Genomic DNA, 26,155 nt, shown 5'->3' on the forward strand with positions numbered 1-26,155 from the left:
GGGGCATCATGTCTGACGACGCGATCAACGCCATCCGCGCCTCGTTCTTCGAGGAATGCGAGGAGCTTGTCGAAAGCCTGCACGACGCGCTCGAGCAGATGGATCGGGGCACGGGCGACGACGAGACGGTGAACGTCGTCTTCCGCGCGGTCCATTCGATCAAGGGCGGCGCGGGGGCGTTCGGCCTGGGCGACCTCGTCGATTTCGCCCACCGGTTCGAGACGGTGCTGGACGATCTGCGAAGCAGGCGGCTGAGGGCCGACGCCCAGGCGATCCGGCTGTTCTTCCAGGGCGCCGACCTGCTGCACGACCATGTCCGCGCCGCGCGGTCCGACGCGCCTCCGCCCGACGGCGCCGATGCGGTGCTGCACGCGCTTGAGGCGCTGCCGCTGACGCGGGCGCCGCAGGGCGCGGGCGCGGTCGATTTCACGCCGATGCTCATTGATCTCGGCTTCGCCGGGCTGGCCGAAGACCAGCAGGCATTGAACGGGACGGTCCCGTGGCAGATCCGGTTTACCCCCCGGCACGGGCTTTATGCCTCGGGGAACGAGCCGCTTCTGATCCTGCGCAGCCTCGCCGCGCTGGGTCAGGCGCGGGTGACCTGCATCGCGCCCCCCGACCTCGCGCTGTCGGTCGAGGCGGCCGAGGAGCCGCGCCTGACATGGGAGATCGAGCTGGCCGGCGACGTGCCCGAGGTCGACCTGCACGAGGCGTTCGATTTCGTCACCGACGTGTCGGACCTCAGCATCCGCCGCGCACCGGCGCCGACAGGGGCGGTCGAGACGGCAGGCGTGTCGGACCAGCCCGCTTCCGATCCGGCCGAAACTGCCGAGCATCTGCCGCCGGACCGGCCAAAGCCGGACCCCCGCCCCGAGGCCGAATGGCTTCCCGCGACGGTCCGCGTGGATCTTGACCGGGTGGACCGGCTGGTCAACCTGGTGGGCGAGCTGGTCATCAGCCACGCCATGCTCGCGCAAAGCGTGTCCGAAGCCGGGATCGCCGAGCACGGGGCGGTCAGCGGCGGGCTGGAAGCGTTCCAGGTGCTCACCCGCGACATCCAGGACAGCGTGATGATGATCCGCGCGCAGCCGGTGAAGCCGCTTTTCCAGCGCATGGCGCGGATCGTGCGGGAAACCTCGCTCGCCGTCGGCAAGACCGTGCGGCTCTTGACCGAGGGCGAGGCGACCGAGATCGACAAGACCGTGATCGAGCGCCTGTCGGACCCCTTGACCCACATGATCCGCAACGCCGTGGATCACGGGATCGAGCCGCCCGAGGTCCGGCTGGCCGCGGGCAAGCCCGCGCAGGGAACGGTCACGCTGACCGCCTCGCACCGCGCGGGGCGGGTGATGGTCGAGATCGCCGACGACGGGGCCGGGATCGACCGCGACCGGGTCCGCCGCACCGCCGTCGCGCGCGGGCTGATCGCGCCCGACGCGCAGCCGACCGAGGCCGAGATCGACAACCTGCTGTTCCTGCCCGGCTTCACGACCGCCGCCGCGGTGTCGTCCTATTCGGGGCGCGGGGTCGGGCTCGACGTGGTGAAAAGCGCGATTTCCGGGCTTGGCGGCCGGATCTCGATCCAGGCCGAGCCGGGGCGGGGAACGCGCTTTTCGATTTCCCTGCCGCTGACGCTCGCGGTGCTGGACGGGATGGTGGTCCGGGTCGCGGACCAGACAGTGGTGGTGCCCTTGTCGGCGATCATGGAAACCGTGCTGCTGTCGCCCGAGAACATCCGCCGCGTCGGCGGATCGACCGAGCTTCTGCACGTCCGGGGCCGGCTGTTGCCGCTGTTCGACCTGGGCGCGCAGCTGGGCTTCCGGCCCGCGCGCGGCTCGGAACGCGACCAGATCGTGATCCTGACCGCGCAGGACGACGGCAGCCGGGCGGCGCTGGTGGTCGATGCGATCCTCGACCAGCGGCAGGTCGTCATCAAGGGGCTGAGCCGGCAGTACGGCCGCACCCCCGGCGTTGCGGCGGCGACGATCCTGGGCGACGGGCAGGTGGCGCTGATCCTCGACCCCTCCGACCTCATGGCGGGCGCGCGCGCGCCCGCGCCCGCCCCAGTTTCCCTTGCAGGATGATCCGGCCATGACCGAGCACTCAGCACAATCCCAAGGCGCCACCGAGCTTCTGGCGTTTCGCCTTGGCGACCAGGAATACTGCGTCGACATCATGTCGGTGCGCGAGATCCGGGGCTGGACCCGCGCCACCCCGCTGCCCTTCGCCCCCGGCCACGTGAAGGGCGTCATCAACCTGCGGGGCACGATCCTGCCCGTGATCGACCTGGCCGTCCGGCTGGGCATGGACGCGGTCGCGGGCGACGAGCGCAACGTCATCATCGTCGTGGCGGTGAACGGGCATACCGTCGGTCTGCTGGTCGATGCGGTGTCCGACATTCTGTCGATCGCGCATGACGACTTCCAGCCGCCGCCGGACCTGGGCGACAGCCGGGCCGCGATGTGCATCAGCGCGCTGACGCTGGTCGACGACCGCCTGATCCGCGTCCTGGACCTTGGCGCGGTGCTGCCGCGCCAGTCGGCTGACGCGGCATGATCCGCAGCGGCCCGCCCGAACCGGGTGCCGCCCCGGCTGAACCCGTGCCGGAGGCGGATCGACAGACCAACGCGCGAGCCGGGGTGCCGCGCCCCGGGTTCGCGCGGTTCCGGGGGCGCGCGGCCGGCATGGTGCCCCAAGCGGCACGGCACGATGACGAAGAAGAGCCGGGTGACCGGTTTGGTGCCGCCTGCCACGACCACGGCAGGTCGGCGGGGCAGGCCGCCGCGGTTTCCTTGAACGGGTGCCCTGCGGATGAGGCGCGGGGTGATCTCCGCCGGCTGCATCCCGCTTCCGTTTCGGGCGAGATATCGCAACACCGGCTCGATGGGCCTACGTCCTCGTCGGCACGGGCGACCACCACGTCGCCCGGCCGCACGGACATCGCTGCCGCCGCGCTGTCGTTCCGGGCGGCCGGCAACCGACCCACCCGCGCGCCGTCCATTCCGGCGGCTCGGGAAGCTTCTTCGTATCGAATTGTCAACACCGGCAACCCGCCCCCGCCGGACGCCGTTTCCGGCTGCGACGCCGACGCGCGACCCGGCGCGATCGCCGCCCGACCGCACCCGTTTCCGCCTGCCGCCCCGCCCGTCCCCTCAGCCGCGAACCCGACCAACGTGCCCCCCATCGCCGCCCTGCGCCCCCGACAAGTTGACGACGACCTGTGCGCCCGCATCGCCCGCATCATCTACCGGGAGGCGGGGATCGTGCTGGGGGCCGACAACAGCAACATGATCCTCGCCCGGGTCGGCAAGCGTGTGGCGCGCGCGGGCTGCGACGATCTGGACGCGTACGTACGGATGCTCGAGGGGCCGCCGGGCGCGGAGCTGATCCCCGATCTCGTGACCGCGCTCACCACCAACGTCACCCAGTTTTTCCGCGAGGCGCATCATTTCGATTTTTTGCGCGGCGTGGTCGCGCCGGGGTGGAGCGGGGACATCGACACCCCACTCGACATCTGGTCGGCGGGCTGTTCCAGCGGACAGGAACCCTATTCCATCGCCATGGCCTTGTCGCCGCCGGCGCTGTCCTGGGCCGACGCGCCGCCGCTGCGGATCCTCGCCACCGACATCGACCACGCCGTCCTCGCCCGGGCGGAGCGGGGCGAATATTCGCAGGCCGAAGCCGGGTCGATCCCGCCCGCGCTGCGCGAGGCGTGGTTCCAGGACGCAGCGGGCGGGGTCCGCGCCCGCCCCGGGCTGCGCGGCAAGGTCGAGTTCCGGCCCATGAACCTGCATGGCCGCTGGGACCTGTCGGGGCAGTTCGACGTGATCTTCTGCCGCAACGTGATCATCTATTTCGATGCGGCCGCGCAGCTTCTGCTGTGGGAGAAGTTTCTTTACCACCTGCGCCCCGGCGGGTGGCTGGTCGTGGGCCATTCCGAGCAGGCGCCGAAGGCGCTGCAGGCGCGGCTGAGGCCGGTCGGGCCCACCGTCTACCAGTCCGTGGATCCAGCCGCGGCAAGAGGATGAGAGTATGAGCATCAAGGACCTCCTCCACGTCATGGTGGTGGACGACACGGCGACGAGCCGCGGGCTGATGCTGCAGGCGCTGGACAGCATGGGCATCCGCAACATCCAGCACGCCGCCGACGGGCACGAGGCGCTGGCGAAGCTTGCCGGCAAGCCGGTGCATCTGGTCCTGTCGGACTATTTCATGCCGGGAATGGACGGGCTGCAGCTTCTTCAGTCGCTGCGCGGCGACGCGCGGACGCGGGGCGTGGGCTTCGTGCTGGTCACGGGCCGCGCCGAGCCGGACCTGATCGAGCGCGGCAAGACGCTGGGCATGAACAACTTCATCCGCAAGCCGTTCACCACCCCGGAACTGAAGGCCTGCCTTGAGGCGGTCGTGGGCCGGTTCTGAATGGACGGCGCGGCGGAGGCTTCGCTGATGACGGCGGTCGGGGGCGAGCTGTCCGCGATGGCCGCCGACCTGCTGCGCCTGCAAGTGGCGCTGTCGGCGGCGTTCTGCGACGGCGGCGATCTTGGGAAAGCGTCCGGCGACCTGCCCGGAACGACGCAGGCAGACCTGCCCGGCGGGGCTGCCGTGCCAGGCATCGTGATCGCCCTGCAGGACCTGGACCGCCTGACGCAGACGGCCGCGGAACTCGGGCGGCTGTGCGTGGCGGCGGGCCGGGCCGGGGCCGCATATGACGGTGATGCGCCGGCCCGCACCGGCGGACCCTCCGCCGGGATCCATGGCGCGCTGGCGGGCGTGACGATGCACTCGCTTGCGGCGCGGCTGTCGGACCGCCTTGGTGCCGTCCCCACCGATCCGCCAAGCGCGGGGCCGGACCCCGTGCCGAACGCCTCAGACCGGGACGCGCCCGGCGTTCTTCATCTTTTCGACTGAGCGCCCCCTGCACACCCCCGCCGCGCTTGCGGCTTTACCCCGGCAGGGCACGTGCTTATGTGCTGGGACTGCCTCTCGCCCAGCCGGAAAGCTTCCCGATGCCCAGTTTGAACGACATCCGCTCGACCTTCCTCGATTTCTACGAACGGAACGGGCACGCCCGGGTGGACAGCTCATCCCTGGTGCCGCGGAACGACCCCACGCTGATGTTCGCGAACTCCGGCATGGTGCAGTTCAAGAACCTGTTCACCGGGGTCGAAAAGCGCGACTACGTCCGTGCGACGAGCGCGCAGAAATGCGTGCGCGCGGGCGGCAAGCACAACGATTTGGACAACGTGGGCTACACCGCGCGGCACCACACCTTCTTCGAGATGCTGGGCAACTTCAGCTTCGGCGACTACTTCAAGGAACAGGCGATTCCCTACGCGTGGGAGCTGCTGACCAGGGACTTCGGCATCGCTAAAGACAAGCTGCTGGTCACCGTCTATCACACCGACGACGAGGCGGCGGCGATCTGGAAGAAGGTCGCGGGGCTTGGCGACGACCGCATCATCCGCATCGCGACCGACGACAACTTCTGGCGGATGGGCCCGACCGGCCCGTGCGGCCCCTGCACCGAAATCTTCTACGACCACGGCGACGGCGTCTGGGGCGGCCCGCCCGGCAGCGCGGACGAGGACGGCGACCGCTTCATCGAGATCTGGAACCTCGTCTTCATGCAGTTCGAGCAGTTCGAGGACGGCGCGATGAAGCCGCTGCCTAACCCGTCGATCGACACCGGCATGGGGCTGGAACGGATCGGCGCGCTCTTGCAGGGCAAGCACGACAACTACGACACCGACCTGATGCGCGCGCTGATCGAGGCGTCGGCCCACGCGACCCACAGCGACCCCGACGGCCCGGGCAAGATCCACCACCGCGTGATCGCCGACCACCTGCGTTCGACCAGCTTCCTGATCGCGGACGGGGTAATGCCGTCGAATGAGGGGCGCGGCTACGTCCTGCGCCGGATCATGCGCCGCGCGATGCGCCACGCGCACATGCTGGGGGCCGAGGACCCGGTGATGCACAAGCTGGTGCCCGCGCTGGTGCGCCAGATGGGCGCGGCTTATCCCGAACTCACCCGCGGGCAGGCGATGATCGAAGAGACGCTGCGGGGCGAAGAGGCGCGTTTCCGCCAGACGCTCGACCGCGGCCTGCGGCTGCTGGGCGACGAGGTCGCGCGCCTGCCCGCGGGCGCGGACCTGCCCGGCGAGACGGCGTTCAGGCTTTACGACACTTACGGCTTTCCGCTGGACCTGACGCAGGACGCGCTGCGCGAGCAGGGGCGCGGGGTCGAGGTCGCGGGCTTCGACAGCGCGATGGCCGAACAGAAGGCCAAGGCGCGCGCCGCGTGGTCCGGCTCGGGCGAGACGCGCGATGCCGCGATCTGGTTCGACCTGGCCGACCGCCACGGCGCGACCGAGTTCCTGGGCTATGACGCCGACGAGGCCGAGGGCGCGATCCTGTCGCTGGTGATCGACGGGGCCGAGGTCGAAGCAGCGACCGAGGGCCAGCAGGTCGGGATCGTCGTGAACCAGTCGCCGTTCTACGCCGAAAGCGGCGGGCAGGTGGGCGATCGCGGCCTCATCAAGACCGAGACCGGGGCGGCCCGCGTGACCGACACCCGCAAGTCCGGGAACCTCTTCATCCACATGGCCGAGGTCACGCAGGGCCGGATCGGACGCGGGCAGGGCGCGGTCCTGTCGGTCGATGCCGCGCGGCGCGGGGCGATCCAGTCCAATCACTCGGCCACCCACCTTCTGAACGAGGCGCTGCGGGCGGCGCTGGGCGCGCATGTCGCGCAGAAGGGGTCGCTGAACGCCGAGGACCGGCTGCGGTTCGACTTCAGCCACGGCAAGGCGCTGTCGGCCGAGGAGCTGGCGCAGGTCGAGGCCGAGGTGAACGGGGTCATCCGCCAGAACACGCCGGTCGAAACGCGCGTCATGTCGCCCGACGACGCTCGCGCGATGGGCGCGCAGGCGCTGTTTGGCGAGAAATACGGCGACGAGGTGCGGGTCGTGTCGATGGGCCGCAAGGCCGGGTCGGACAAGGGCGCCAGCCGCGACGTCTATTCGATCGAACTGTGCGGCGGCACCCATGTCGACCGCACCGGCGACATCGGCGCCTTTGTCCTGCTGGGCGACAGCGCGTCGAGCGCGGGCGTGCGCCGGATCGAGGCGCTGACGGGGCAGGCGGCGCTTGACCACCTGCGCGGCGCGGAGCGGCAGCTGAGCGAGATCGGCGGCCTGCTGAAGGCGCAGGCGGGCGACGTGGTCGGCCGGGTGAAGGCGCTGGCGGACGAGCGCAAGGCGCTGGCGAACGAGGTCGCGCAGCTGCGGCGCGAGCTGGCGATGGGCGGCGCGGGCGCGGCCGAGGTGGCCGAAAAGGACCTGGGCGGGATCAAGTTCGTCGCGCGCCAGCTGTCGGGCGTCTCGGGCAAGGACCTGGGCACGCTCGCCGACCAGATGCGGGGGCAGCTGTCCGCGCCCGGCGCGGTGCTGGCGCTGTCGGATGACGGCGGCAAGGCCACGGTCGCGGCGACGGTGTCGCCCGATCTGGTGGACCGGCTGAGCGCGGTCGAGATCGTGCAGGCGGCGGTGCAGGCGCTTGGCGGCAAGGGCGGCGGCGGCCGTCCCGACCGGGCGCAGGGCGGCGCGCCGTCGCTTGACGCCGCCGACGCCGCCATCGCGGCGGTCGAGGCGCTGATCGCCGCCAAGTCCTGATCCGACCGGCGGTGCCGCGCCATAACGCGCGGCCCCGCCCGGCCCACCGGCCCCGCGCGCGGCGATGTGATCGCGGCTTTGCCCCGGCCCGGCACAATGCCGGTGAAATCGGCCGGTTTTCGTGCTAGACCCCGATCAAAGAAGCAAGAAACGGGGCAGGGGACATGTGTCGCTGGGCGGCTTACATCGGTGAGCCGATCTATCTCGAGGAGATCGTCAGCCTGCCGGCGCATTCGCTCGTCCGGCAAAGCCTGTCCGCGATCCGCTGCCATACCCCGGTGAACGCGGACGGCTTCGGCCTTGCCTGGTACGGCGACCGCTACGATCCGGGGCTTTACCGCGACGTGCTGCCCGCCTGGTCCGACCCGAACCTTCGCAGCCTGACCGCGACCGTCAAGTCGCGCCTGTTCATGGCCCATGTCCGCGCCTCCACCGGGACCGCGACCAGCCGCAACAACTGCCATCCCTTCGCGGTCGGGCGCTGGTCCTTCATGCATAACGGCCAGTTCGGCGGCTATGACGGCTGGCGGCGCGCGGCCGAGGCGCTGATCCCCGACGATCTTTACGCCCACCGCAAGGGTGCGACCGACAGCGAGGCGCTGTTTCTTGCCGCGCTGGGCGAGGGGATGGCGGCCGATCCCGCGGGCGCGATGGAACGGGCCACGCTGCGGTTCCAGGCGCTGGCCGAGGCGCGCGGCACGCTGCCCCACGTTCGGCTGACGGCCGCGTTCTCGGACGGGCGGCGGCTTTACGCGGTGCGCTACGCCAGCGACGATCAGGCGCCCTCGCTTTATTACCGCTGGTCGCCGTCACGCTCGGGCTTTGCGGTCGTATCCGAACCGCTCGAGGCGGACGAGCCCGGCTGGCTCGAAGTGCCGCCGGGGTCGTTCTGCGTGTTCGACGGGCAGGAGGTCGCGATCCGGCCGTTCCGGCCCGTGGCGGAGCGTGCGGCGGCCTGACTTGTCGGCACCGCCCCCGCGTGGCACAGCGGCGGGCAAAAGGACTGCCGCCATGACCGACGCCCCCGACCCCACCGAAGCCGTCGCCGGCCTGCCCGTCGTCCGCCTGCGCCCCAAGGCGAACGCCCGCGCGATCCGGCACGGGTTCCCGTGGGTGTTCGCCGACGAATTGGTGGTGGACCGCCGCACCCGCGCGATCCCGGCCGGCGCGATGGCGGTGCTGGAGGATGCCGAGCGCCAACCGCTCGGCGTTGTCACCGTCAACCCGAACTCCAAAATCGTCGCCCGGATGATGGACCCGCGGGCGGACGCGGTGATCGACCGCGACTGGCTCGCCGCGCGGCTGTCCCGCGCGCTGGCGCTGCGCGAGCGGCTGTTCGACGCGCCGCTCTACCGCCTGGTCCACGCGGAATCCGACGGGCTGCCCGGCACCATCATCGACCGCTTCGGCGACGCCGCCGTGATCCAGCCGAACGCGGCCTGGGCCGACGCCATGATCGACGACCTCGCGCAGGCGCTGGTCGATGTCACCGGCGTGTCCACCGTGGTGATGAACGGCAGCGGCCGGGCGCGCGGGCTGGAAGGGTTGCAGGACCGCACCGAGGTTCTGCGCGGCGCGCTCGGCGGTCCGGTCGAGGTGCCGATGAACGGGGCGATCTACCTTGCCGACCTGATCGGCGGGCAGAAAACGGGGCTGTTCTTCGACCAGCGCCCGAACCACGCCTTTGCGGCCCGTCTGGGACGTGGGGGGCATGTCCTCGACGTGTTTTCCCATGTCGGCGGCTTCGGCCTTGCCGCGCTGGCGGCGGGCGCCGCGCAGGCCACGCTCGTCGATGGATCGGCGGCGGCGCTGGAGCTTGCGGCGGGGGGCGCTCGCGCGATGGGCGCGGCCGACCGCGTCACCACGCGCCAGGGCGATGCCTTCCAGCAGATGGAGGCGCTGGGCGCCGAGGGCGCGCGCTTCGACCTCGTGGTCTGCGATCCGCCCGCCTTTGCCCCCGCCAAACCGGCGTTGGAGGCGGGCTTGCGCGCCTATGAACGGGTCGCGCGCCTTGCCGCGCCGTTGGTCGCGCCGGGGGGCTATCTCGTCCTGTGCTCGTGCAGCCACGCGGCCGACCTGACGGCGTTCCGCAACGCGAGCGCGCGCGGCATCGGCCGTGGCGGACGGCGGATGCAGCTGGTCCACACGGGCTTTGCCGGGCCCGACCACCCGATCCTGCCGCAGCTCGCGGAAAGCGGCTATCTCAAGTCCCTGTTTTTCCGGCTGGACGGATGAAGGCGGTCCTGGACGCCTGCGTCCTTTACCCCACGGTTTTGCGCGAGATCCTGATCCTCGCCGCCGACGCGGGGCTTTACGAGCCGGTCTGGTCGCACCGCATCCTTGCCGAATGGCGTCACGCCGCCGCGCGGCTGGGGCAGGGCGACGTGGCGGGGGCCGAGATCGCGCTGCTGACGGCCGCCCGCCCGGCTGCCTTTGCGCCGGATGACGGCACCGCCGCCGAAGGGATCGACTGGCCCGACCCCGCCGACCGGCACGTGGCCGAAGCCGCGCTGGCGGCCCGCGCGGACCTGATCGTCACCGCCAACCTGCGCGATTTTCCCGCCCGCGCGACGGCCGCGCTGGGACTGCGCGCGGTCCACCCCGACGCCTTCCTGACCGGCCTTTACGCGTCCGCGCCCGACCCCGTCGCGGACGCCGTCCGCATCGTCCATGCGCGCGCCGTCGGCGCCGGCGGCCCGGTCGAGTTGCGCGACCTTCTGCGGCGCGCGCGGCTGCCGCGGCTGGCCAAGGCGCTGGCTCGTTCGGGCTGACCCCTGTCCGCCCGGGCTTGCCGCCCCCCTTCGTCCGGTGTCTAACCCAAGCGCGAAAGGATGGTCCCACATGGTATCGCGTGTCATCCCGGTCGAAGATTTCGACCTGATCATCTTCGGCGCGACGGGCGACCTGTCCCGCCGCAAGATCATGCCAGGCTTGTTCCGGCGCTTCGTCGCGGGCCAGATCCCGCCCGGCGCGCGCGTGATCGGCAGCGCCCGGTCGGCGATGACGGCCGACGAGTTCCGCGCCGATGTCCGCGCCGCCATCGCCGAACACGACAGCCGCCGGGCCGATCATCCGCAGCTGGACGAGTTCCTGGCGCGGCTGGACTATGTCGCGCTGGACGCGACCGACCAGGCGGGTGCCGGGCCCGCGTGGCAGGCGATCCGCGACAAGATGCGCGACGGGGTGATCCGCGCCGCCTATTTCTCGGTCGCGCCGTTCCTGTTCGAGCCGCTGGCCCGCGGGCTGGCGCAGCACGGCCTTGCGGGCGAGGGGATCCGCATCGTCGTCGAAAAGCCGTTCGGCCACGATCTTGCCAGCGCGCGCGACCTGAACGCGATGCTGGCCCAGCATTTCGACGAGGCGCAGATCTACCGGATCGACCATTACCTGGGCAAGGAAACGGTCCAGAACCTGATGGCCGTCCGCTTCGCCAACATCCTGTTCGAGCCGCTGTGGAACGCGCAATACGTGGACCACGTGCAGATCACCGTGGCCGAGACGGTGGGCGTCGCCGGGCGCGGCAGCTATTACGACCAGGCCGGCGCGATGCGCGACATGGTCCAGAACCACATGATGCAGCTTCTGTGCATGATCGCGATGGAGCCGCCGTGGCATTTCGACCCCGACGCCGTGCGCGACGAAAAGCTCAAGGTGCTGCGCGCGCTGATGCCGGTTGACCCCGGCGACATCATCCACGGTCAGTATCGCGGCGCGGGCGACGTGGCGGGGTACGGCGCCGATGTCGAGAACCCGGACAGCCGCACCGAAAGCTTCGTGGCGCTGAAGGTGCGGCTTGCGAACTGGCGCTGGCAGGGGACGCCCTTCTACCTGCGGACCGGCAAGCGCCTGCGCGCCCGCACCAGCGAGATCGCGGTCGTGTTCCGCACCCCGCCGCATTCGATCTTCGACGCGGCCGATCCGCCGCGCGCCAACGAGTTGATGATCCGCCTTCAGCCTGACGAAGGGATGGACCTCAAGGTGATGATCAAGGAGCCGGGGCCGGGGGGCATGCGGCTGGTGCAGGTCCCGCTTGACATGTCCTTTGCCGAGGCGCTGGGCGAGGACGGGGCGGAACTGCCCGATGCGTACGAGCGGCTGGTGATGGACGTGATCCGCGGCAACCAGACCCTGTTCATGCGCGGCGACGAGGTCGAGGCAGCCTGGGCCTGGGCCGATCCGATCGTCGCGGCGTGGGCGGGATCCTCTGCCGCCCCTGCGCCCTACGATGCTGGGTCGGCCGGTCCGGCCGAGGCCGCCGAACTGATGAAACGCGACGGGCGCCGCTGGCGCGAGATGCGCGATTGACGCCCGCACGCACGGGCGAATGAGGAAGACATGAAGCTGATCGAATATCCCGACCGCGAGGCGCTGGTGCTTCAACTGGCCCAGGACATCGCCGGCCGCCTGCGCCAGGCGCTGCGCTCGGACGGCCGCGCGACGCTGTGCCTGCCCGGCGGGTCCACGCCCGCGCCGCTGTTCTCGCAGCTGTCCGAGCTGCAGCTGGAATGGGACCGCGTGATCGTGTTTCCCGGCGACGAACGCTGCGTGCCGCCCGCCGACGCGCGGTCGAACGCGCGGCTGGTGCGGCATCAGCTGATGCAGGGCCCGGCCGCCGCGGCGCAGTTCATCGACCTGTTCACCGGCACCGGCACGCCCGAGGAAGAAGCCGCCGCCGCGACCGAGCGTCTTGCGCCCGCGCTGCCGATCACCGTCCTGCTGCTGGGGATGGGCGAGGACATGCACATCGCAAGCCTGTTTCCCGACAACGACGGGACCGCCGCCGCGCTTGACGCGGGCGCGCCGCCGGTCGTGGCGATCCGGTCCGAGGCGCTGGCCGAGGCGCGGCTGACGCTCAGCGGTCCGGCGCTGAAAACCGCGATGGACCCGCATCTGATGATCTTCGGCGCGGCCAAGCGCGCGGCGCTGGAACGGGCGGCCAAGCTGCCCCCGGCGCAAGCGCCCGTGCGGGCGCTCTGGGGCGATCTGAACGTGCATTGGGCCGAATGACGGGAACAAACGCGATGACGACCTGGAACGACCTTCACGCCCACCGGCAGGCTAACGCCGACCGCCCGATCGCCGCCCTGTTCGCGGCCGAGCCGGACCGCGCCGCGAAGCGTTCGACAGAAGCCTGCGGCATGGTGCTGGACTGGTCCAAGACCACGCTGGACGACCGCGCCGTTGAGCTGCTGCTGGACCTCGCGCACGACGTGCCGGCGCGGCGCGAGGCGATGTTCACGGGCGAGCGCATCAACGAAACCGAAGGCCGCGCCGTCCTTCACGCCGCGCTGCGGGCGGTCGTGGCCGAGAACCCGGCGCCGGTCGTGGTGGATGGCCGCGACGTGCTGCCGGGCGTCGCCGACACGCTGGCCCGGATGCGCCGCTTTGCCGAACGCATCCGCGACGGCAAGATCGCCGGGCAGGGCGGCAGCTACACGGACGTGGTGAACATCGGCATCGGCGGGTCCGACCTTGGCCCCGCGATGGCGGTGCGCGCGCTTGCGCCCTATCACGACGGGCCGAGGGTGCATTTCATCTCGAACGTGGACGGGGCCGACGCGCACGACACGCTGAAGGACCTGGATCCCGAACGCACGCTGGTGATCGTGGGGTCCAAGACCTTCACCACCATCGAGACGATGACCAACGCCGCGACCGCGCGCGATTGGATGGGGCGGACGGTCACGAACCCCGCCAGCCAGTTCGCCGCGCTCTCGTCGGCGCTGGGCAAGACCGCGCAGTTCGGCATCGACGCCGACCGCGTGTTCGGGTTCGAGGACTGGGTCGGCGGGCGCTATTCCGTCTGGGGGCCGATCGGGCTGTCGCTGATGATTGCGATCGGGCCCGAGCGGTTCGACGAGTTCCTGTCGGGCGCTGCCGCGATGGACGCGCACTTTCGCGAGACCGCGCCGGACCGGAACATGCCGGTCATGCTGGCGCTGGTGGGGCTGTGGCACCATCAGGTCTGCGGCTATCCGACCCGCGCGGTTCTGCCCTACGACCAGCGCCTGCTGCGGCTGCCGGCCTATCTGCAGCAGCTGGAGATGGAATCGAACGGCAAGCGCGTGTCGATGGACGGCGCGGACCTGCCGCGCGTGTCCGGTCCCGTTGTCTGGGGCGAGCCCGGGACGAACGGGCAGCACGCCTTCTACCAGCTGATCCACCAGGGGACCGAGGTGGTCCCGTGCGAGTTCATGGTCGCGGCCCAGGGCCACGAGCCCGATCTGGACAAACACCACAAGCTGCTGCTCGCCAACTGTCTTGCGCAAAGCCAGGCGCTGATGCGCGGCCGCTCGCTGGACGAGGCGCGGGCGCTGATGCAGGCGAAGGGGCTTGGCGGCGACGAACTCGACCGGCAGGCCCGCCACCGGGTGTTCCCCGGCAACCGCCCGTCCACGACGCTGGTCTATCCCAAACTGACGCCGTTTCGGCTTGGGACGATCATCGCGCTGTACGAGCATCGGGTGTTCGTCGAGGGCGTGGTGCTGGGCATCAACAGCTTCGACCAGTGGGGGGTGGAGCTGGGCAAGGAGCTTGCGCTGGCGATCGCGCCGCTGCTCGACGGGGATGCGGACGCGCGGCAGGGCCAGGACGGATCGACGCTGCGGCTGGCCGGGCTGGTGGACGAGATGCGGGGCGCGGACGCCTGACCGTTCAGAAACGCCGAGCGCTCAGCCGCCGCGCCCGCTCAGGCGCTGGCGTGGAAATGCGCGAGTGCCGCGTTCATGAAGCGGGTGCGGCGTTCGGGCGTTTCGAACATCGCCTCGTGCCGGCCGCCGTCGATCCGCATCAGCTTCGCGCCCGGCCAGCGGTCCACGCGGGCGCGGATCGCATCGGGCGCGACGATCTTCTCGCGGTCGCCAAGGGCCACCAGAACCGGGATGTCGGGCAGGCCGGATGCGGGGACCGCCGCCAGCCGCTCGATCTCGGCGAAGGCCGATCCGACCCAGCCGTAGCTCGCGCCGCCCAGCGTCAGGTCGGGCCACGCCGCCGCCTCGGCCACCAGCCGGCCCCATTGCAGCCCGTCCTCGGTCAGCAGGTTGTCGCGGAACGGCCCGTCCAGGACGAAGCTGCCGCGCCCGCCGGTTCCGATCGCGGGCAGTCCCGACCGGCCCAGCCTGCCCGCCACCCGCGACAGCCCCGTTCCCAGAAGGCGCATGGCGGGCCGCGCCATGATCCCCCACATCGGGGCCGAGAACACGGCGCTGCGAACCGGCAATTCGTTGACAAGCGCCGCAAGCCCGATCGCCCCGCCCATGGAATGGGCCAGCAGGTGCCAGGGCTGCGGCAGGTCCAGGTCCTGCGCGGCGATGACGATTTCCACCACGTCGCGCTGGAAATCGGCGAAGTCGGCCACGTGGCCGGGGCGCGGATCGGCTTGCAGCCGGTCCGACATGCCCTGGCCGCGCCAGTCGGCGGCGATGACGTGAAACCCCTCGGCCGCAAGCTCGCGGCCGACCCGGGCGTATTTCTCAAGGTATTCGGTGCGGCCCGGAAACAGCAGGATCGTGCCTGCGGCGTCGCGGTCGCCGGCGGCCGGCCAGTGGGCCAGCCGCAGCTTCACGCCGTCATCCGCCTGCGCCCAGAAGGCCTGCGCGGGTGCCGGCGCATCGCCGGGCAGCAGGTGAAAGGGCGCAGGGGTCACGCGGCGGACCGGGCCGGGCGGTTCCGTCCGGTCAGGACAGCGCGCCGCCGAGCTTCATCGCCGCCGGCAGCGAGCCGTCGATCTTCAGCTTGCCGCTCATGTAGGCCATCGTCGGGTTGCTGGCCCCGGTCATGATGCCCTCGAACGTCTCGCGCGAGGCGGTCAGCGTGACGTCGGCTTCGCCGTCGCCTTCGCGGGCGCCGCTCTGGTCGATGAAAACGGTGCCTTCACCCGTGATGACGAACTTGGCGGTGCCGTCGTAGCTGCCGCCGAGGCGGGCGTTCAGTTGCTGGACGGCGGCGTCGATGACCTGGCTCATTCACAATCTCCGTTTCTGCTTTCGCTGGCGAACACCGCTGCGAAGCGATACATCCCCCTTATGCGCGGCCTTTTGCCAATGTTCCATACTGTCGTGGCGGCAACTGCACTGTCGATCGCCGCGGCCCTGTCGCCGGTGGCCGCGGCGTTGGCGCAGGATGCGGCGTCGCCGCCGGTTTCCGCCCCCGACATGGACGCGCTGTTCGCCGAACTCGCCCAGGTTGAGGGCGAGGGCTGGGCCGCCGCCGAAAGCGACATCCTGCGCGAATGGTCCCGCTCCGGGTCGCCGGTGGCGGACCTGCTGCTGAAACGCGGCTACGGCGCGCTGGATGCGGGGGATACCGTGGGCGCCATCGGGCACCTGACCGCGCTTGTCGAACACGCGCCCGATTTCGCGCCCGGCTGGGCCGCGCGGGCCGAGGCGTTCTACCTGCACGGCCAGATGGGCCCGGCGGCAGCCGACCTCGAACGCACGCTCGTGATCGAGCCGCGCTACTGGCCCGCGCTGACGCAGCTTGCCACCATGCTCGAGGAACTGGGAAGCGAGGGCGCCGCGCTCAGCGCCTATCGGCAGAGCCTGTCGATCAACCCCCATCAGGTCGAGGCCGAGGACGGGCTCGCGCGCCTGCGCGCCGCCGCCGAGGGAACCCCGATCTGATGGCCGGCACGATGAGCGCGTCGGTCGAACGCGCCCGCGTCACGGCCGTCCTCGGGCCCACCAACACCGGCAAGACGCATTACGCGATCGAGCGGATGCTGGCGCATCGCACCGGCGTCATCGGCCTGCCGCTGCGGCTGCTGGCGCGCGAGGTCTATGACCGCATCGTCAAGGCGCGCGGCCCCTCGGTCGTGGCGCTGGTCACGGGCGAGGAACGGATCGTCCCCGAACGCACCGCCTACTGGGTCGCCACGACCGAGGCGATGCCCGACGTGCTGGCCGATTTCGTCGCCATCGACGAGATCCAGCTGGCCGCCGACCCGGAACGCGGCCACGTATTCACCGACCGCCTGCTGAACATGCGCGGCCTGCACGAGACGCTGCTGCTGGGGTCCGATACCATGCGTCCGGCCATTGCCGCGCTGGTCCCCAACGCGCAGTTCATGCGGCGCGAGCGGTTTTCAACCCTCAGCTGGGCCGGGTCCAAAAAGCTCAGCCGGATGCCCGCGCGGTCGGCCATCGTGGGCTTCAGCGTCGATGACGTCTATGCCACCGCCGAACTGCTGCGCCGCCAGAAGGGCGGCTGCGCGGTCGTGATGGGCGCGCTGTCGCCGCGCACGCGGAACGCGCAGGTGGCGATGTACCAGGCGGGCGAGGTCGATTACCTCGTCGCCACCGACGCGATCGGGATGGGCCTGAACCTCGACATCCGCCACGTCGCGTTCGAGGCCACGCACAAGTTCGACGGCCGCCGGATGCGGCCCTTGTTCCCGCACGAGCTGGGCCAGATCGCCGGCCGCGCGGGCCGCCACACCGAACCCGGCACCTTCGGCGTCACCGGCGAGGCGCAGCCGCTGGAAGACGGGCTGATCGAGGCGATCGAGAACCACCGCTTCCAGCCGATCAGCCGCCTGATGTGGCGCAACCCGTCGCTGGAGTTCGGGACCGCGGACCGGCTGGTCCAGTCGCTGGAACAGCCCTCGGGCAGCGAATGGCTGGCGCGCGGGCGCGAGGCGGACGACCTGCGCGCGCTCAAGGTGCTGCGCGACCTGCCGGAAATCCGCGACCGCGTGACCCACCCCAAGGACGTGCGCCTGCTGTGGGACGTCTGCCGGGTGCCCGATTTCCGCAGCATCTCGCCGGTCGAGCATACGACGCTGCTGTCGCGCATCTTCGGCTTCGTCCAGGACGGCGGCATCCCCGCCGACTGGCTGGCGCGCGCCGTGGCCCGGATCGACAAGCCCGCGGGCGACATCGACGCGCTGTCCAAGCGCCTGGCGTATATCCGCACCTGGACCTACGTCGCGCAGCGGGGCGGATGGGTCCGGGACGAAGCCCATTGGCGGGGCGAGACGCGCGCGGTAGAAGATCGCCTGTCGGATGCGCTGCACGCGGCGCTGACGCAAAGATTCGTGGACCGCCGCACCTCCGTTCTGTTGCGGCGGCTCAAGCAGAAGGAGAGCCTTGTGGCCGAGGTGAACGACAAGGGCGAAGTGACGGTCGAGGGCGAGTTCGCCGGCCGGCTGGAAGGCTTCCGGTTCCGCACCGATCCGACCGCCACGGGCGACGAGGCGCGGATGCTGACCCGCGCCGCCTACGAGGCGCTGCGGCCCGAGTTCCACCTGCGGTCCGACCGGTTCTACAACGCGCCCGACACCGAACTGGACTTCACCGAACAGGGCGGTCTGATGTGGGGCGCCTCGGCGGTGGGCAAGCTCGTCAAGGGCGGCGACGCGCTGAAACCGGGGATCGAGGTTTTCGTCGACGAGGAAGCCGGGCCCGAGATCGCGGAAAAGGTCCGCCGCCGGCTCCAGCACTTCATCGACCGCAAGATCGCATCCGGGTTCGAGCCCTTGATCGCCATGCGCGACGACGAGACGCTGAACGGCCTTGCCCGCGGCGTGGCCTTCCGCCTGGTCGAGGCGATGGGGGTTCTTCCGCGCGAGGGCGTGGCGCAGGAAATCAAGGACCTGGACCAGGACGCGCGCGGCAGCCTGCGCAAGCACGGGGTCCGGTTCGGGCAGTACACCATCTTCCAGCCCGCGCTGCTCAAGCCCGCGCCGACGCGGCTGCGGCTGCTGCTGACGGCGCTGTGGGACGGCGCGGACGAGTTTCCGGGCAGCCCGCCCCCCGGCCTCGTCACGATCCCGAACCTGCCCGACGTGCCGCGCCGCGCCTATACGCTGTCGGGCTATCACCCGGCGGGCGAGCGCGCGATCCGCATCGACATGCTGGAACGGCTGGCCGACCTTCTGCGCGGACAGGACAGCCGCGCGGGGTTCGAGGCGACGCCCGACATGCTGTCGATCACCGGCATGACGCTGACGCAGTTCGCCGACCTGATGCGCGGCCTTGGCTACAAGGCCGAGCCGGGCGAGCGGCCCAAGTCGAGCGCGGCGCCGGTCGCGCCCGAGCCCACGCCCGCGCCCGAGGCGGCGCCCGCGTCCGACGCGCCGCTGACCGAGGAGGAAAGCGTGCTGGCGGCCGAAACCCGCGCCCGCTGGGAAGCCGAGCAGGCGGCGCGCCGCGCGGCCGAAGAAGCGGCCGAGGCCGCCGCCCGCGCCGAGGCCGAGGCGCAAGCGGCCGCTGCGGCGGGTGGCGAGGACGGACCGCTGGCGATGGACGCCGCCCCGGAAGGCGGGTCGGGCGACGCGGGCGCGGACATGCGTTCGGACGCCGGGGCAGAGGCGGCCCCGGTGGAAACCGAGGCGTTCTTCACCTTCACCTGGGCGCCGCGCGCGCGGGGCGGGCAACGTCGCGGCGGGGGCGAGGGCGAGGCGCGGGGTCCGCGCCGCAACTTGCGCGGCCGCGACGGCCAGCATGGCCAGCAGGGCGACCGCCCGGCCCACGCCGCCGGGGGGCAGACCGTCGACGGTGCGCCGGCGTCGGAAGCGTCGGCGTCGGATGGGCAGCCGCATGAAGGACAGCCTCGCGACGGACAGAATCGTGGCGGGCGGAACCGTGGCGGAAAGCCGCACGGCCAAAATCAGGGCCAGGGCCGGGGTGAAGGTGGCGAGCGCCGCTTCGACGGCAAGGGCGACCGCAATCAGGGCGACCGTGGCAAGGGCAACCGCAATCAGGGCGGGCAGGGCGACCGTACCGGTGACCACGGCGACCGCGGTAATGGCGGCCCGCGCGGCAAGGGCGGTCCCAAGGGCAAGCCCGAGCCGGTTCGCAACTACGAGGCGCGTCCGCCCCGTGCCGAAAAGCCGATCGACCCCGACAACCCCTTCGCCGTCTTGGCGGCGCTGAAGAACCGCTCGTGACGGCGCGCAAGCAGGTCCTCGCCTGACGTGGCGCGGGGTCGCGCAGGCCTGCCCCCCAGGGACGCCGCCCCGGTGGCCAGTGCCGTGCGGCTGGACCGCTGGCTGTGCTTTGCGCGCGTGTTCAAGACCCGCACCCTCGCCGCCGACCGGATCGCCGCAGGCGGCGTGCGGCTGAACGGCCAGCCCTGCCGCAAGCCCGGCCAGACGGTGCGCCCGGGCGATGTCGTGACCGCCGCCACGCCCGGCAAGGTCCGCGTGCTGCGCGTTGTCGCCTCGGGCGAGCGGCGCGGGCCCGCGACCGAGGCGCAGGCGCTTTTCGAGGATCTGACCGATCCCCCGGACCCCGCCGCCGCTGGCGTGGACCCGGACCCCGGTGCCGCGGCCGACGAATGAACGGGACGGCACGGCCCGCGCCTGCGGCTTGAACCCTTGGGCGACAAGGTCTAGGTCAGGTCCACTCATCTGGGGGCGCCGCGATGACCTATGTGGTCACTGACAACTGCATCATGTGCAAGTACACCGACTGCGTCGAAGTCTGTCCCGTGGACTGCTTCTACGAAGGTGAGAACACGCTGGTGATTCACCCCGATGAGTGCATCGACTGCGGCGTCTGCGAACCCGAATGCCCGGCCGACGCGATCCGCCCGGACACCGAGCCGGCCATGGAAAACTGGGTCGAGTTCAACCGCAAGTATTCCGAGCAATGGCCGGTCATCACCCGCAAGAAGGACCCGCTGCCCAGCGCCGCCGAGATGGACGGGCAGAAGGGCAAGCTGGAAAAGTACTTCTCGGAAGCGCCCGGCGAGGGTGATTGAGGCCGTCCTGGCGAGCCGGTTCCCTGCGGGTTCGTGCCCGCCCGCTCAGTCGTCCAGCACCTGACCGTCGGCGTTCCGCAGGTCGTTGTGGATCGCCACCGCCGCGCGCGATCCGGTGCCCATCGCGAAGCTGATCTGATCGAGCCCCTCGACCGCGTCGCCTGCCGCGTAGACGCCCGCGACCGAACAGCGCTGGTGTTCGTCGGTGACGAAACAGGCGTCCCCCGACAGGTCCAACCCCAGCCCGTCACCCAGTTCGTTCCGCGTCCGCGATCCCAGCGCCGCATACAGCGTCTCGACCCGCAAGCTGCGTCCGTCATCCAGCGTCAGGCCGACATCGCCGCCATCGAAGTCGAACGCGCTGACCGGCACCGCCTCGATGGCGATGCCCGCCTTGGCCGCCTGCGCGGAGAGGTCGGGGTTAAGATCGGGCGCGGCCAGCGCCAGCACGACCACGTCGTCGCTGTAGCTCCGCAGAAACATCGCCTCGGCCAGCCCGTGCGCGGTCAGGCCCAGGACGCCGATCCGGCGGCCCGTCTGTTCGAACCCGTCGCAGATCGGGCAGTAGCGCAGCTGCCCCGACGCCACCGCCGCGTCGTGGACGTCCGGGTCGATCGGCGGGCGCAGGTTCAGGACGCCGGTCGCCAGCAGGACGGTGCGGGCGCGGACCGGGCCTGCCGTCGTCCGGGCGCGGAACCCGCCGCTGTCGCGCGAGATGGCCGTGACCTCGCCCCGGCGCAGGTCACAGGCGTAGCGGCCTGCTTGCGCGCGCATCTGCGCCAGCAGGTCGCAGCCGCGCACCCCCTCGGGGTAGCCCGGCATGTTGTGCGACCGGGGGATCATGGCGAGCCGCCCTTCGTCGGCATCCACGAGCACCACCCGGCGGCGGAACCGGCCGATGTAGATCGCGGCCGTCAGGCCCGCAGGCCCGCCGCCGATGATCAGGCAATCGACGCGGTCGGGGTTTGCGGTGTCGTCCACCGCCTCGCCCCCCGCCTCGTCCGCCCGCCCATGCCCCATGTCAGCCGCCCCAGGTCCGGTCCAGCACGTCCACCCAGTTCCGCCAGGCGATGCGCTCGATCAGCGCCTCGCCATAGCCATGCGCGGCCATCGCCTGAACCAGCCGCGCGGCGCCGGTCACGTCGGCGATGTCCGTGGGCATCAGCGCCCCGTCGAAATCCGACCCCAGCGCCACCCCGCCTTCGCCGAGGATGCCCAGCAGGTGGTCCAGGTGGCGCAGCATCAGGTCGATCCCCGGCACCGCCTCGCGCCGCCCGTCCGGGCGCAGGAAGCCGATGGCGAAGTTCAGCCCGACCAGCCCGCTGCTGTCGGCGATCTGGCGAAGCTGCCGGTCGGTCAGGTTGCGCGAGCTTGGGGCAATGGCGTGGGCGCAGGAATGGCTGGCGACCAGCGGCGCGTCGGACAGGCGCGCGACGTCGTCCACGCCCTTTTCGTTCAGGTGCGACAGGTCGATCATGATCCGCAAGGCGTTGCATTCGGCGACCAGCGCGTGGCCCGCGGACGTCAGCCCGTCACCGGTGTCGGGGCTGGACGGGAACGCGAACGGAACCCCATGGCCGTAACGGGTCGGCCGCGACCAGACCGGGCCGAGCGATCGCAGCCCCATCGCGTGCCAGGCGTGAAGCGCGTCGGGGTCCAGGATCGCCTCGGCCCCTTCCATGTGCAGGATGGCGGCGATCCGGCCCGCATCCATCGTCGCGCGCAGGTCAGCGGCGCTGCGGCAGATCGACAGCTCGCCCGTCCGCTCGATCGCGAACAGCGCGGCCGCCTGCCGGAATGCGGACGGCAGCGCCAGGTCGTGCGGGATCTCGGCCGGCAGGTCCAGCCGGAACGGCGGCGTCCAGTCGGGGGCCGGCACGGGCCGGATGTCGCCGAAGTCGGGCTCGGGCACCCACATGGCGAAGAAGCCGCCGGCGAAGCCGCCCGCGCGCATCCGGGGCAGGTCCAGATGCCCGGTCGCGTCGCCGTTCAGGAACAGCTCGGCGACGCCGGTGCGGTTCCCGCCCGCGCCCGCCGCCACCAGCCGCTGCAGCATGTCGTTATGGCCGTCGAAGATCCGCATCATGCCCGTCTTTCCCGTGGAACGGGCCGACCATGCCCGCGCGATCCTGCGGACACAACCGGCCAGTTCGACGATGCCTTGACGGTGCTGCGACCCGGATCAAGTTCCGCTCGGACGTCGCGCCAGAGCGGTCAGCCGCAGGTCACGTCGCCCACGATCCCGTCCGTGCCGACATGCAGGTTCACGCGGCCTTCCATGCGTTCCATCGTGACCATCATGTCGGGGGTGAGGACGCGGACGTTCGCGCCGTCGGGGATCGGCACCTCGGCTCGCGGCTTGCCGATATAGGCGCGGAAGCTGTCGGCGTCGCAGCTGTCGGTCCCCGCGCCTGCGGGTGTCGGGGACGGCGTGGCGGGTTTGGCAGACGGCGCGTCCGAGTTCGCCGCAGGCGGCGCGGTCGCTGCGGGCGGCGTCGCGGCGTCCGCCGCGCTGCCGGTCGCCGCGGCGGGTTGCAGCAATTCGGGCATGTCGCCGAACGGGGCGGTCATCTCGGCCGTCTTGTTCTGCTTGTTGTAGATGCAGACCATCCGGTCGGCCGTCCCGTCCTTCAACGTGACCGTCACCAGCGCCGCGCCGTAGCTTTCGCTGCCGAAGGGGTTCACCGCATAGCTGGCGCTCGCGCCCTCGGGGACGTCGGTGATCTGCGCGCAGGCGGCCTGCACGTCCGTGCGGAAGGTGGCCCAGGCATCGTCGGACGATGCGAGCGCGGGGGTCGCCAGCAAAGGCCCAAGCAGGGGCGCGGCAAGGACGGCAACGGCAAAGATCGAACGCTGCATGGGGGATCCTTTCATGAGGTCCGGCCGAACGCGCGCCGCGGCGCACGGTTCAGCCACGTTCGGGTGAACGCCCGGCGCGGCCCAGTCGCCATACAGCCCAGCCCGCCAGCAGAAGCGCCAGCCCCGAGGCGGCCGTGCGAACGACGTTCCAGGTCTGCCAGCGCGGCGAATACGCGTCCCAGATCGCGGCGGCGGCCGCCCGGTCGGTGGGCACCGCGACCTGCGCCAGCGCCTCGTTCATCGGCACGTTGACCGCCATCGTGAGGATCAGCCCGAAGCCAAGGTAGATCGCGGATGCGGTGGCGAAGGCCAGGCTGGCGGGCCGGGCCGTCCGCCACGCGGCCCAGGCCGCCGCCGCCAGCACGACGGGCGTCCCGAAGAAGGCGGGCGCGAAGACGGCGTTGCGGACCGATGCGTTCATGGCCTGCATGGCGGCGATGGCCACCCGGGGATCGGCAGCGTCGAGCCCCCACATGGTCGAGCAGACCCAGGCATAGAAGAAGCCGAAGATCGCGCCGGTGAATATCAGCGATACGAGCGCCAGGGGCATGTCCGGGCCTTTTCGTTGGTGCAGCGCGATCATCTAGCGCGCCTGCGCGCGTGAGGCCAAGCCGAACCGCCTTTGCCCCCTCAGCGCCCGCGCTTCGACCGCTTGTTGCCGCCGCGCTGGCCCGCGCGGCCTGCCGTGGACCGCCCCGACGACCGCACCGCGGCTTCCGCCGCCTCGTCCACCGCCGTCTGCCGGGCGAGGGGGTCGTCCGACACGGCAAGCTCCACCGCTTCCAGCCGCTTGACCTCGTCGCGCAGGCGCGCGGCCTCCTCGAACTCCAGGTTCTCGGCGGCCTTGCGCATCTGCGTCCGCAGCGCATCGAGATGGGCCGCGAGGTTCGATCCGACCAGCGGCTTGTCGATCTTGGTCGTGATCCGCGACTGGTCGGTGTCGCCGGCCCACAGCCCCGCCAGCACGTCGTCCACGTTCTTGCGGACCGTTTGCGGGGTGATGCCGTGCTCGACGTTGTAGGCGTGCTGCTTGGCGCGGCGGCGCTCGGTTTCCGCCATCGCGCGTTCCATGCTGCCGGTAATGCTGTCGGCGTACAGGATCACGCGCCCGTCCACGTTCCGCGCCGCCCGGCCGATGGTCTGGATCAGCGAGGTTTCCGAGCGCAGGAACCCTTCCTTGTCGGCGTCGAGGATCGCCACCAGCCCGCATTCGGGTATGTCCAGCCCCTCGCGCAGCAGGTTGATCCCCACCAGCACGTCATAGGCGCCAAGGCGCAGGTCGCGCAGGATCTCGATCCGCTCGATGGTGTCGATGTCGCTGTGCATGTAGCGCACGCGGATGCCCTGTTCGTGCAGGTATTCGGTCAGGTCCTCGGCCATGCGCTTGGTCAGCGTGGTGACAAGCGTCCGGTAGCCCGCCTTTGCGACCTGCCGCACCTCGTCCAGGAGGTCGTCCACCTGCGTCTCGACCGGCCGGATCTCGATCACCGGGTCCAGAAGGCCGGTCGGCCGGATCACCTGTTCGGTGAAGACGCCGCCGGTCTGGTCCATCTCCCAGGTCGCGGGCGTCGCGGACACGAACACCGACTGCGGCCGCATCGCGTCCCATTCCTCGAACTTCAGCGGGCGGTTGTCCATGCAGGACGGCAGGCGGAAGCCGTGTTCGGCCAGCGTGAACTTGCGCCGGAAGTCGCCCCGGTACATGCCGCCGATCTGCGGCACGCTGACGTGGCTTTCGTCGGCAAAGACGATGGCGTTGTCGGGGATGAACTCGAACAGGGTCGGCGGCGGCTCGCCCGGCGAACGGCCGGTGAGATAGCGGGAATAGTTCTCGATCCCGTTGCAGACGCCGGTCGCCTCGAGCATCTCCAGATCGAAGTTGGTGCGCTGTTCCAGGCGCTGCGCCTCGAGCAGCTTGCCCTCGTCCTGAAGCTGGCCCAGCCGGGTGGTCAGTTCCGACCGGATGCCCTTGATCGCCTGCTGCATGGTGGGGCGGGGGGTGACGTAGTGGCTGTTGGCGTAGATGCGGATCTGCTTGTAGTCGGCTTCCTTCGCGCCGGTCAGCGGGTCGAACTCGACGATGCTTTCAAGCTCGTTGCCGAAGAAGGAAAACCGCCACGCGCGGTCGTCCAGGTGGGCGGGCCAGACCTCGACCACGTCGCCGCGCACCCGGAACGCGCCGCGCTGGAACGCGGTGTCCAGCCGCTTGTACTGCTGCGCGACAAGCTCGCCGATGAACTGGCGCTGGTCGTAGGACTTACCCACGACCATGTCCTGCGTCATCGCCGAATACGTCTCGACCGAGCCGATGCCGTAGATGCAGCTGACCGAGGCCACGATGATGACGTCGTCGCGTTCCAGAAGCGCCCGGGTGGCCGAGTGGCGCATCCGGTCGATCGCCTCGTTGATCTGCGATTCCTTCTCGATATAGGTGTCGGACCGCGCGACGTAGGCTTCGGGCTGGTAGTAATCGTAGTAGCTGACGAAGTACTCGACCGCGTTGTCGGGAAAGAAGCCCTTGAACTCTCCGTAAAGCTGCGCGGCGAGGGTCTTGTTCGGGGCAAGGATGATGGCGGGGCGCTGCGTCGCCTCGATCACCTTGGCCATGGTGTAGGTCTTGCCGGTCCCGGTCGCGCCCAGCAGCACCTGGTCGCGTTCGTTGGCCAGCACGCCTTCGGTCAGCTCTGCGATGGCCGTGGGCTGGTCGCCCGCCGGCTGGAACTCGGACTGCATGACGAACCGGCGGCCACCTTCCAGCTTGTCGCGCTTCTGGGGGGTCAGCAGCAGCGGGATCGGGGCGTTCGAGTTGTTGTGGGCCATCGGCGTTCCTTGGCTGCGGTGCTGAAAGCTTGGGGATCGGGGGGGCGGTTTTCAAGCGGGCGGCTGCGGGGTCCGCGCATGGAAAGGGGCCGCCCTTTCGG

The 26,155-nt window shown here is 70.9% G+C and carries 23 protein-coding genes; 16 read left to right on the forward strand and 7 right to left on the reverse strand.

Annotation, left to right across the window (positions count from 1 at the left end):
* Positions 1-8: 8 nt before the first annotated feature.
* From FNF32_RS09165 to pgi, 12 genes are all read left to right on the forward strand, one after another.
* Complete coding sequence (locus tag FNF32_RS09165) at positions 9-2,084, forward strand: chemotaxis protein CheA (RefSeq protein WP_131672999.1); 2,076 nt, start codon at positions 9-11, stop codon at positions 2,082-2,084.
* A 7-nt stretch (positions 2,085-2,091) separates the two neighbouring features.
* Positions 2,092-2,556: a chemotaxis protein CheW gene (locus tag FNF32_RS09170; protein ID WP_131673000.1), complete on the forward strand. Its 465-nt coding sequence runs from the start codon at positions 2,092-2,094 to the stop codon at positions 2,554-2,556.
* A gap of 617 nt (positions 2,557-3,173) precedes the next feature.
* A complete protein-coding gene (locus FNF32_RS15305) occupies positions 3,174-4,028 on the forward strand; it encodes a CheR family methyltransferase (RefSeq protein ID WP_185961910.1) in 855 nt (284 codons plus the stop codon).
* 4 nt (positions 4,029-4,032) lie between these two features.
* Complete coding sequence (locus tag FNF32_RS09180; protein ID WP_131673002.1) at positions 4,033-4,419, forward strand: response regulator; 387 nt, start codon at positions 4,033-4,035, stop codon at positions 4,417-4,419.
* Positions 4,420-4,908: a hypothetical protein gene (locus tag FNF32_RS09185; RefSeq protein ID WP_185961911.1), complete on the forward strand. Its 489-nt coding sequence runs from the start codon at positions 4,420-4,422 to the stop codon at positions 4,906-4,908. It abuts the gene before it with no gap.
* 98 nt (positions 4,909-5,006) lie between these two features.
* Entirely contained in the window at positions 5,007-7,673 is a 2,667-nt protein-coding gene (gene alaS / locus FNF32_RS09190; protein WP_131673046.1) for an alanine--tRNA ligase, read from the forward strand.
* A 164-nt stretch (positions 7,674-7,837) separates the two neighbouring features.
* The gene (locus FNF32_RS09195) at positions 7,838-8,632 is read left to right on the forward strand and encodes a class II glutamine amidotransferase (protein ID WP_131673004.1); all 795 of its coding nucleotides are present in this window, start codon (positions 7,838-7,840) and stop codon (positions 8,630-8,632) included.
* A gap of 52 nt (positions 8,633-8,684) precedes the next feature.
* Positions 8,685-9,908: an RSP_2647 family RNA methyltransferase gene (locus tag FNF32_RS09200; RefSeq protein WP_131673005.1), complete on the forward strand. Its 1,224-nt coding sequence runs from the start codon at positions 8,685-8,687 to the stop codon at positions 9,906-9,908.
* Positions 9,905-10,444 carry an RSP_2648 family PIN domain-containing protein gene (locus tag FNF32_RS09205; RefSeq protein WP_131673006.1) on the forward strand — a complete coding sequence of 180 codons (540 nt, stop codon included), beginning with the start codon at positions 9,905-9,907 and terminating at the stop codon, positions 10,442-10,444. The genes FNF32_RS09200 and FNF32_RS09205 overlap by 4 nt, the downstream gene beginning before the upstream one ends.
* Positions 10,445-10,514: 70 nt before the next feature.
* Positions 10,515-11,978: a glucose-6-phosphate dehydrogenase gene (gene zwf / locus FNF32_RS09210; RefSeq protein ID WP_131673007.1), complete on the forward strand. Its 1,464-nt coding sequence runs from the start codon at positions 10,515-10,517 to the stop codon at positions 11,976-11,978.
* A 30-nt stretch (positions 11,979-12,008) separates the two neighbouring features.
* Entirely contained in the window at positions 12,009-12,680 is a 672-nt protein-coding gene (gene pgl, locus FNF32_RS09215; RefSeq protein ID WP_131673008.1) for a 6-phosphogluconolactonase, read from the forward strand.
* A gap of 14 nt (positions 12,681-12,694) precedes the next feature.
* A complete protein-coding gene (gene pgi / locus FNF32_RS09220; protein WP_131673009.1) occupies positions 12,695-14,323 on the forward strand; it encodes a glucose-6-phosphate isomerase in 1,629 nt (542 codons plus the stop codon).
* Between the two features lie 38 nt (positions 14,324-14,361).
* On the opposite strand, the gene FNF32_RS09225 is transcribed toward pgi, so the two are convergent.
* Together FNF32_RS09225 and FNF32_RS09230 are read right to left on the reverse strand one after the other, a co-directional pair.
* A complete protein-coding gene (locus tag FNF32_RS09225; protein WP_131673010.1) occupies positions 14,362-15,318 on the reverse strand; it encodes an alpha/beta fold hydrolase in 957 nt (318 codons plus the stop codon).
* A gap of 31 nt (positions 15,319-15,349) precedes the next feature.
* Positions 15,350-15,637, reverse strand: a complete 288-nt coding sequence (locus FNF32_RS09230; protein WP_131673011.1) for an SCP2 sterol-binding domain-containing protein — start codon at positions 15,635-15,637, stop codon at positions 15,350-15,352.
* A gap of 78 nt (positions 15,638-15,715) precedes the next feature.
* Between FNF32_RS09230 and FNF32_RS09235 the strand changes: the two genes are divergently transcribed.
* The 4 genes from FNF32_RS09235 to fdxA all read left to right on the forward strand — a co-directional run bounded on the left by FNF32_RS09235 (position 15,716) and on the right by fdxA (position 20,375).
* Positions 15,716-16,294, forward strand: coding sequence for a tetratricopeptide repeat protein (locus FNF32_RS09235; protein WP_246087760.1), 579 nt, complete (start codon positions 15,716-15,718; stop codon positions 16,292-16,294).
* Positions 16,294-19,560 carry a helicase-related protein gene (locus tag FNF32_RS09240; RefSeq protein ID WP_425467902.1) on the forward strand — a complete coding sequence of 1,089 codons (3,267 nt, stop codon included), beginning with the start codon at positions 16,294-16,296 and terminating at the stop codon, positions 19,558-19,560. Before FNF32_RS09235 ends, FNF32_RS09240 begins: the two co-directional genes overlap by 1 nt.
* Positions 19,561-19,632: 72 nt before the next feature.
* A complete protein-coding gene (locus tag FNF32_RS09245) occupies positions 19,633-19,953 on the forward strand; it encodes an RNA-binding S4 domain-containing protein (protein ID WP_131673013.1) in 321 nt (106 codons plus the stop codon).
* An 83-nt stretch (positions 19,954-20,036) separates the two neighbouring features.
* Positions 20,037-20,375, forward strand: coding sequence for a ferredoxin FdxA (gene fdxA / locus FNF32_RS09250; RefSeq protein ID WP_131673014.1), 339 nt, complete (start codon positions 20,037-20,039; stop codon positions 20,373-20,375).
* A 45-nt stretch (positions 20,376-20,420) separates the two neighbouring features.
* On the opposite strand, the gene FNF32_RS09255 is transcribed toward fdxA, so the two are convergent.
* The 5 genes from FNF32_RS09255 to uvrB all read right to left on the reverse strand — a co-directional run bounded on the left by FNF32_RS09255 (position 20,421) and on the right by uvrB (position 26,054).
* On the reverse strand, positions 20,421-21,395 hold the full coding sequence (locus tag FNF32_RS09255; RefSeq protein WP_131673015.1) for an NAD(P)/FAD-dependent oxidoreductase: 975 nt from the start codon (positions 21,393-21,395) through the stop codon (positions 20,421-20,423).
* Position 21,396: 1 nt separating this feature from the next.
* The gene (locus tag FNF32_RS09260; protein WP_131673016.1) at positions 21,397-22,461 is read right to left on the reverse strand and encodes a dipeptidase; all 1,065 of its coding nucleotides are present in this window, start codon (positions 22,459-22,461) and stop codon (positions 21,397-21,399) included.
* A 128-nt stretch (positions 22,462-22,589) separates the two neighbouring features.
* Positions 22,590-23,234 (reverse strand): I78 family peptidase inhibitor, encoded by a 645-nt coding sequence (locus FNF32_RS15445; RefSeq protein WP_131673017.1) that lies wholly within the window; start codon positions 23,232-23,234, stop codon positions 22,590-22,592.
* Positions 23,235-23,283: 49 nt separating this feature from the next.
* Positions 23,284-23,784, reverse strand: a complete 501-nt coding sequence (locus FNF32_RS09270; RefSeq protein ID WP_131673018.1) for an anthrone oxygenase family protein — start codon at positions 23,782-23,784, stop codon at positions 23,284-23,286.
* Positions 23,785-23,864: 80 nt separating this feature from the next.
* A complete protein-coding gene (gene uvrB, locus FNF32_RS09275; protein WP_131673019.1) occupies positions 23,865-26,054 on the reverse strand; it encodes an excinuclease ABC subunit UvrB in 2,190 nt (729 codons plus the stop codon).
* Positions 26,055-26,155: the final 101 nt, after the last annotated feature.

The organism is Paracoccus marinus (assembly GCF_007018965.1).
In the GTDB taxonomy this organism is placed as follows: Bacteria; Pseudomonadota; Alphaproteobacteria; order Rhodobacterales; family Rhodobacteraceae; genus Paracoccus; species Paracoccus marinus.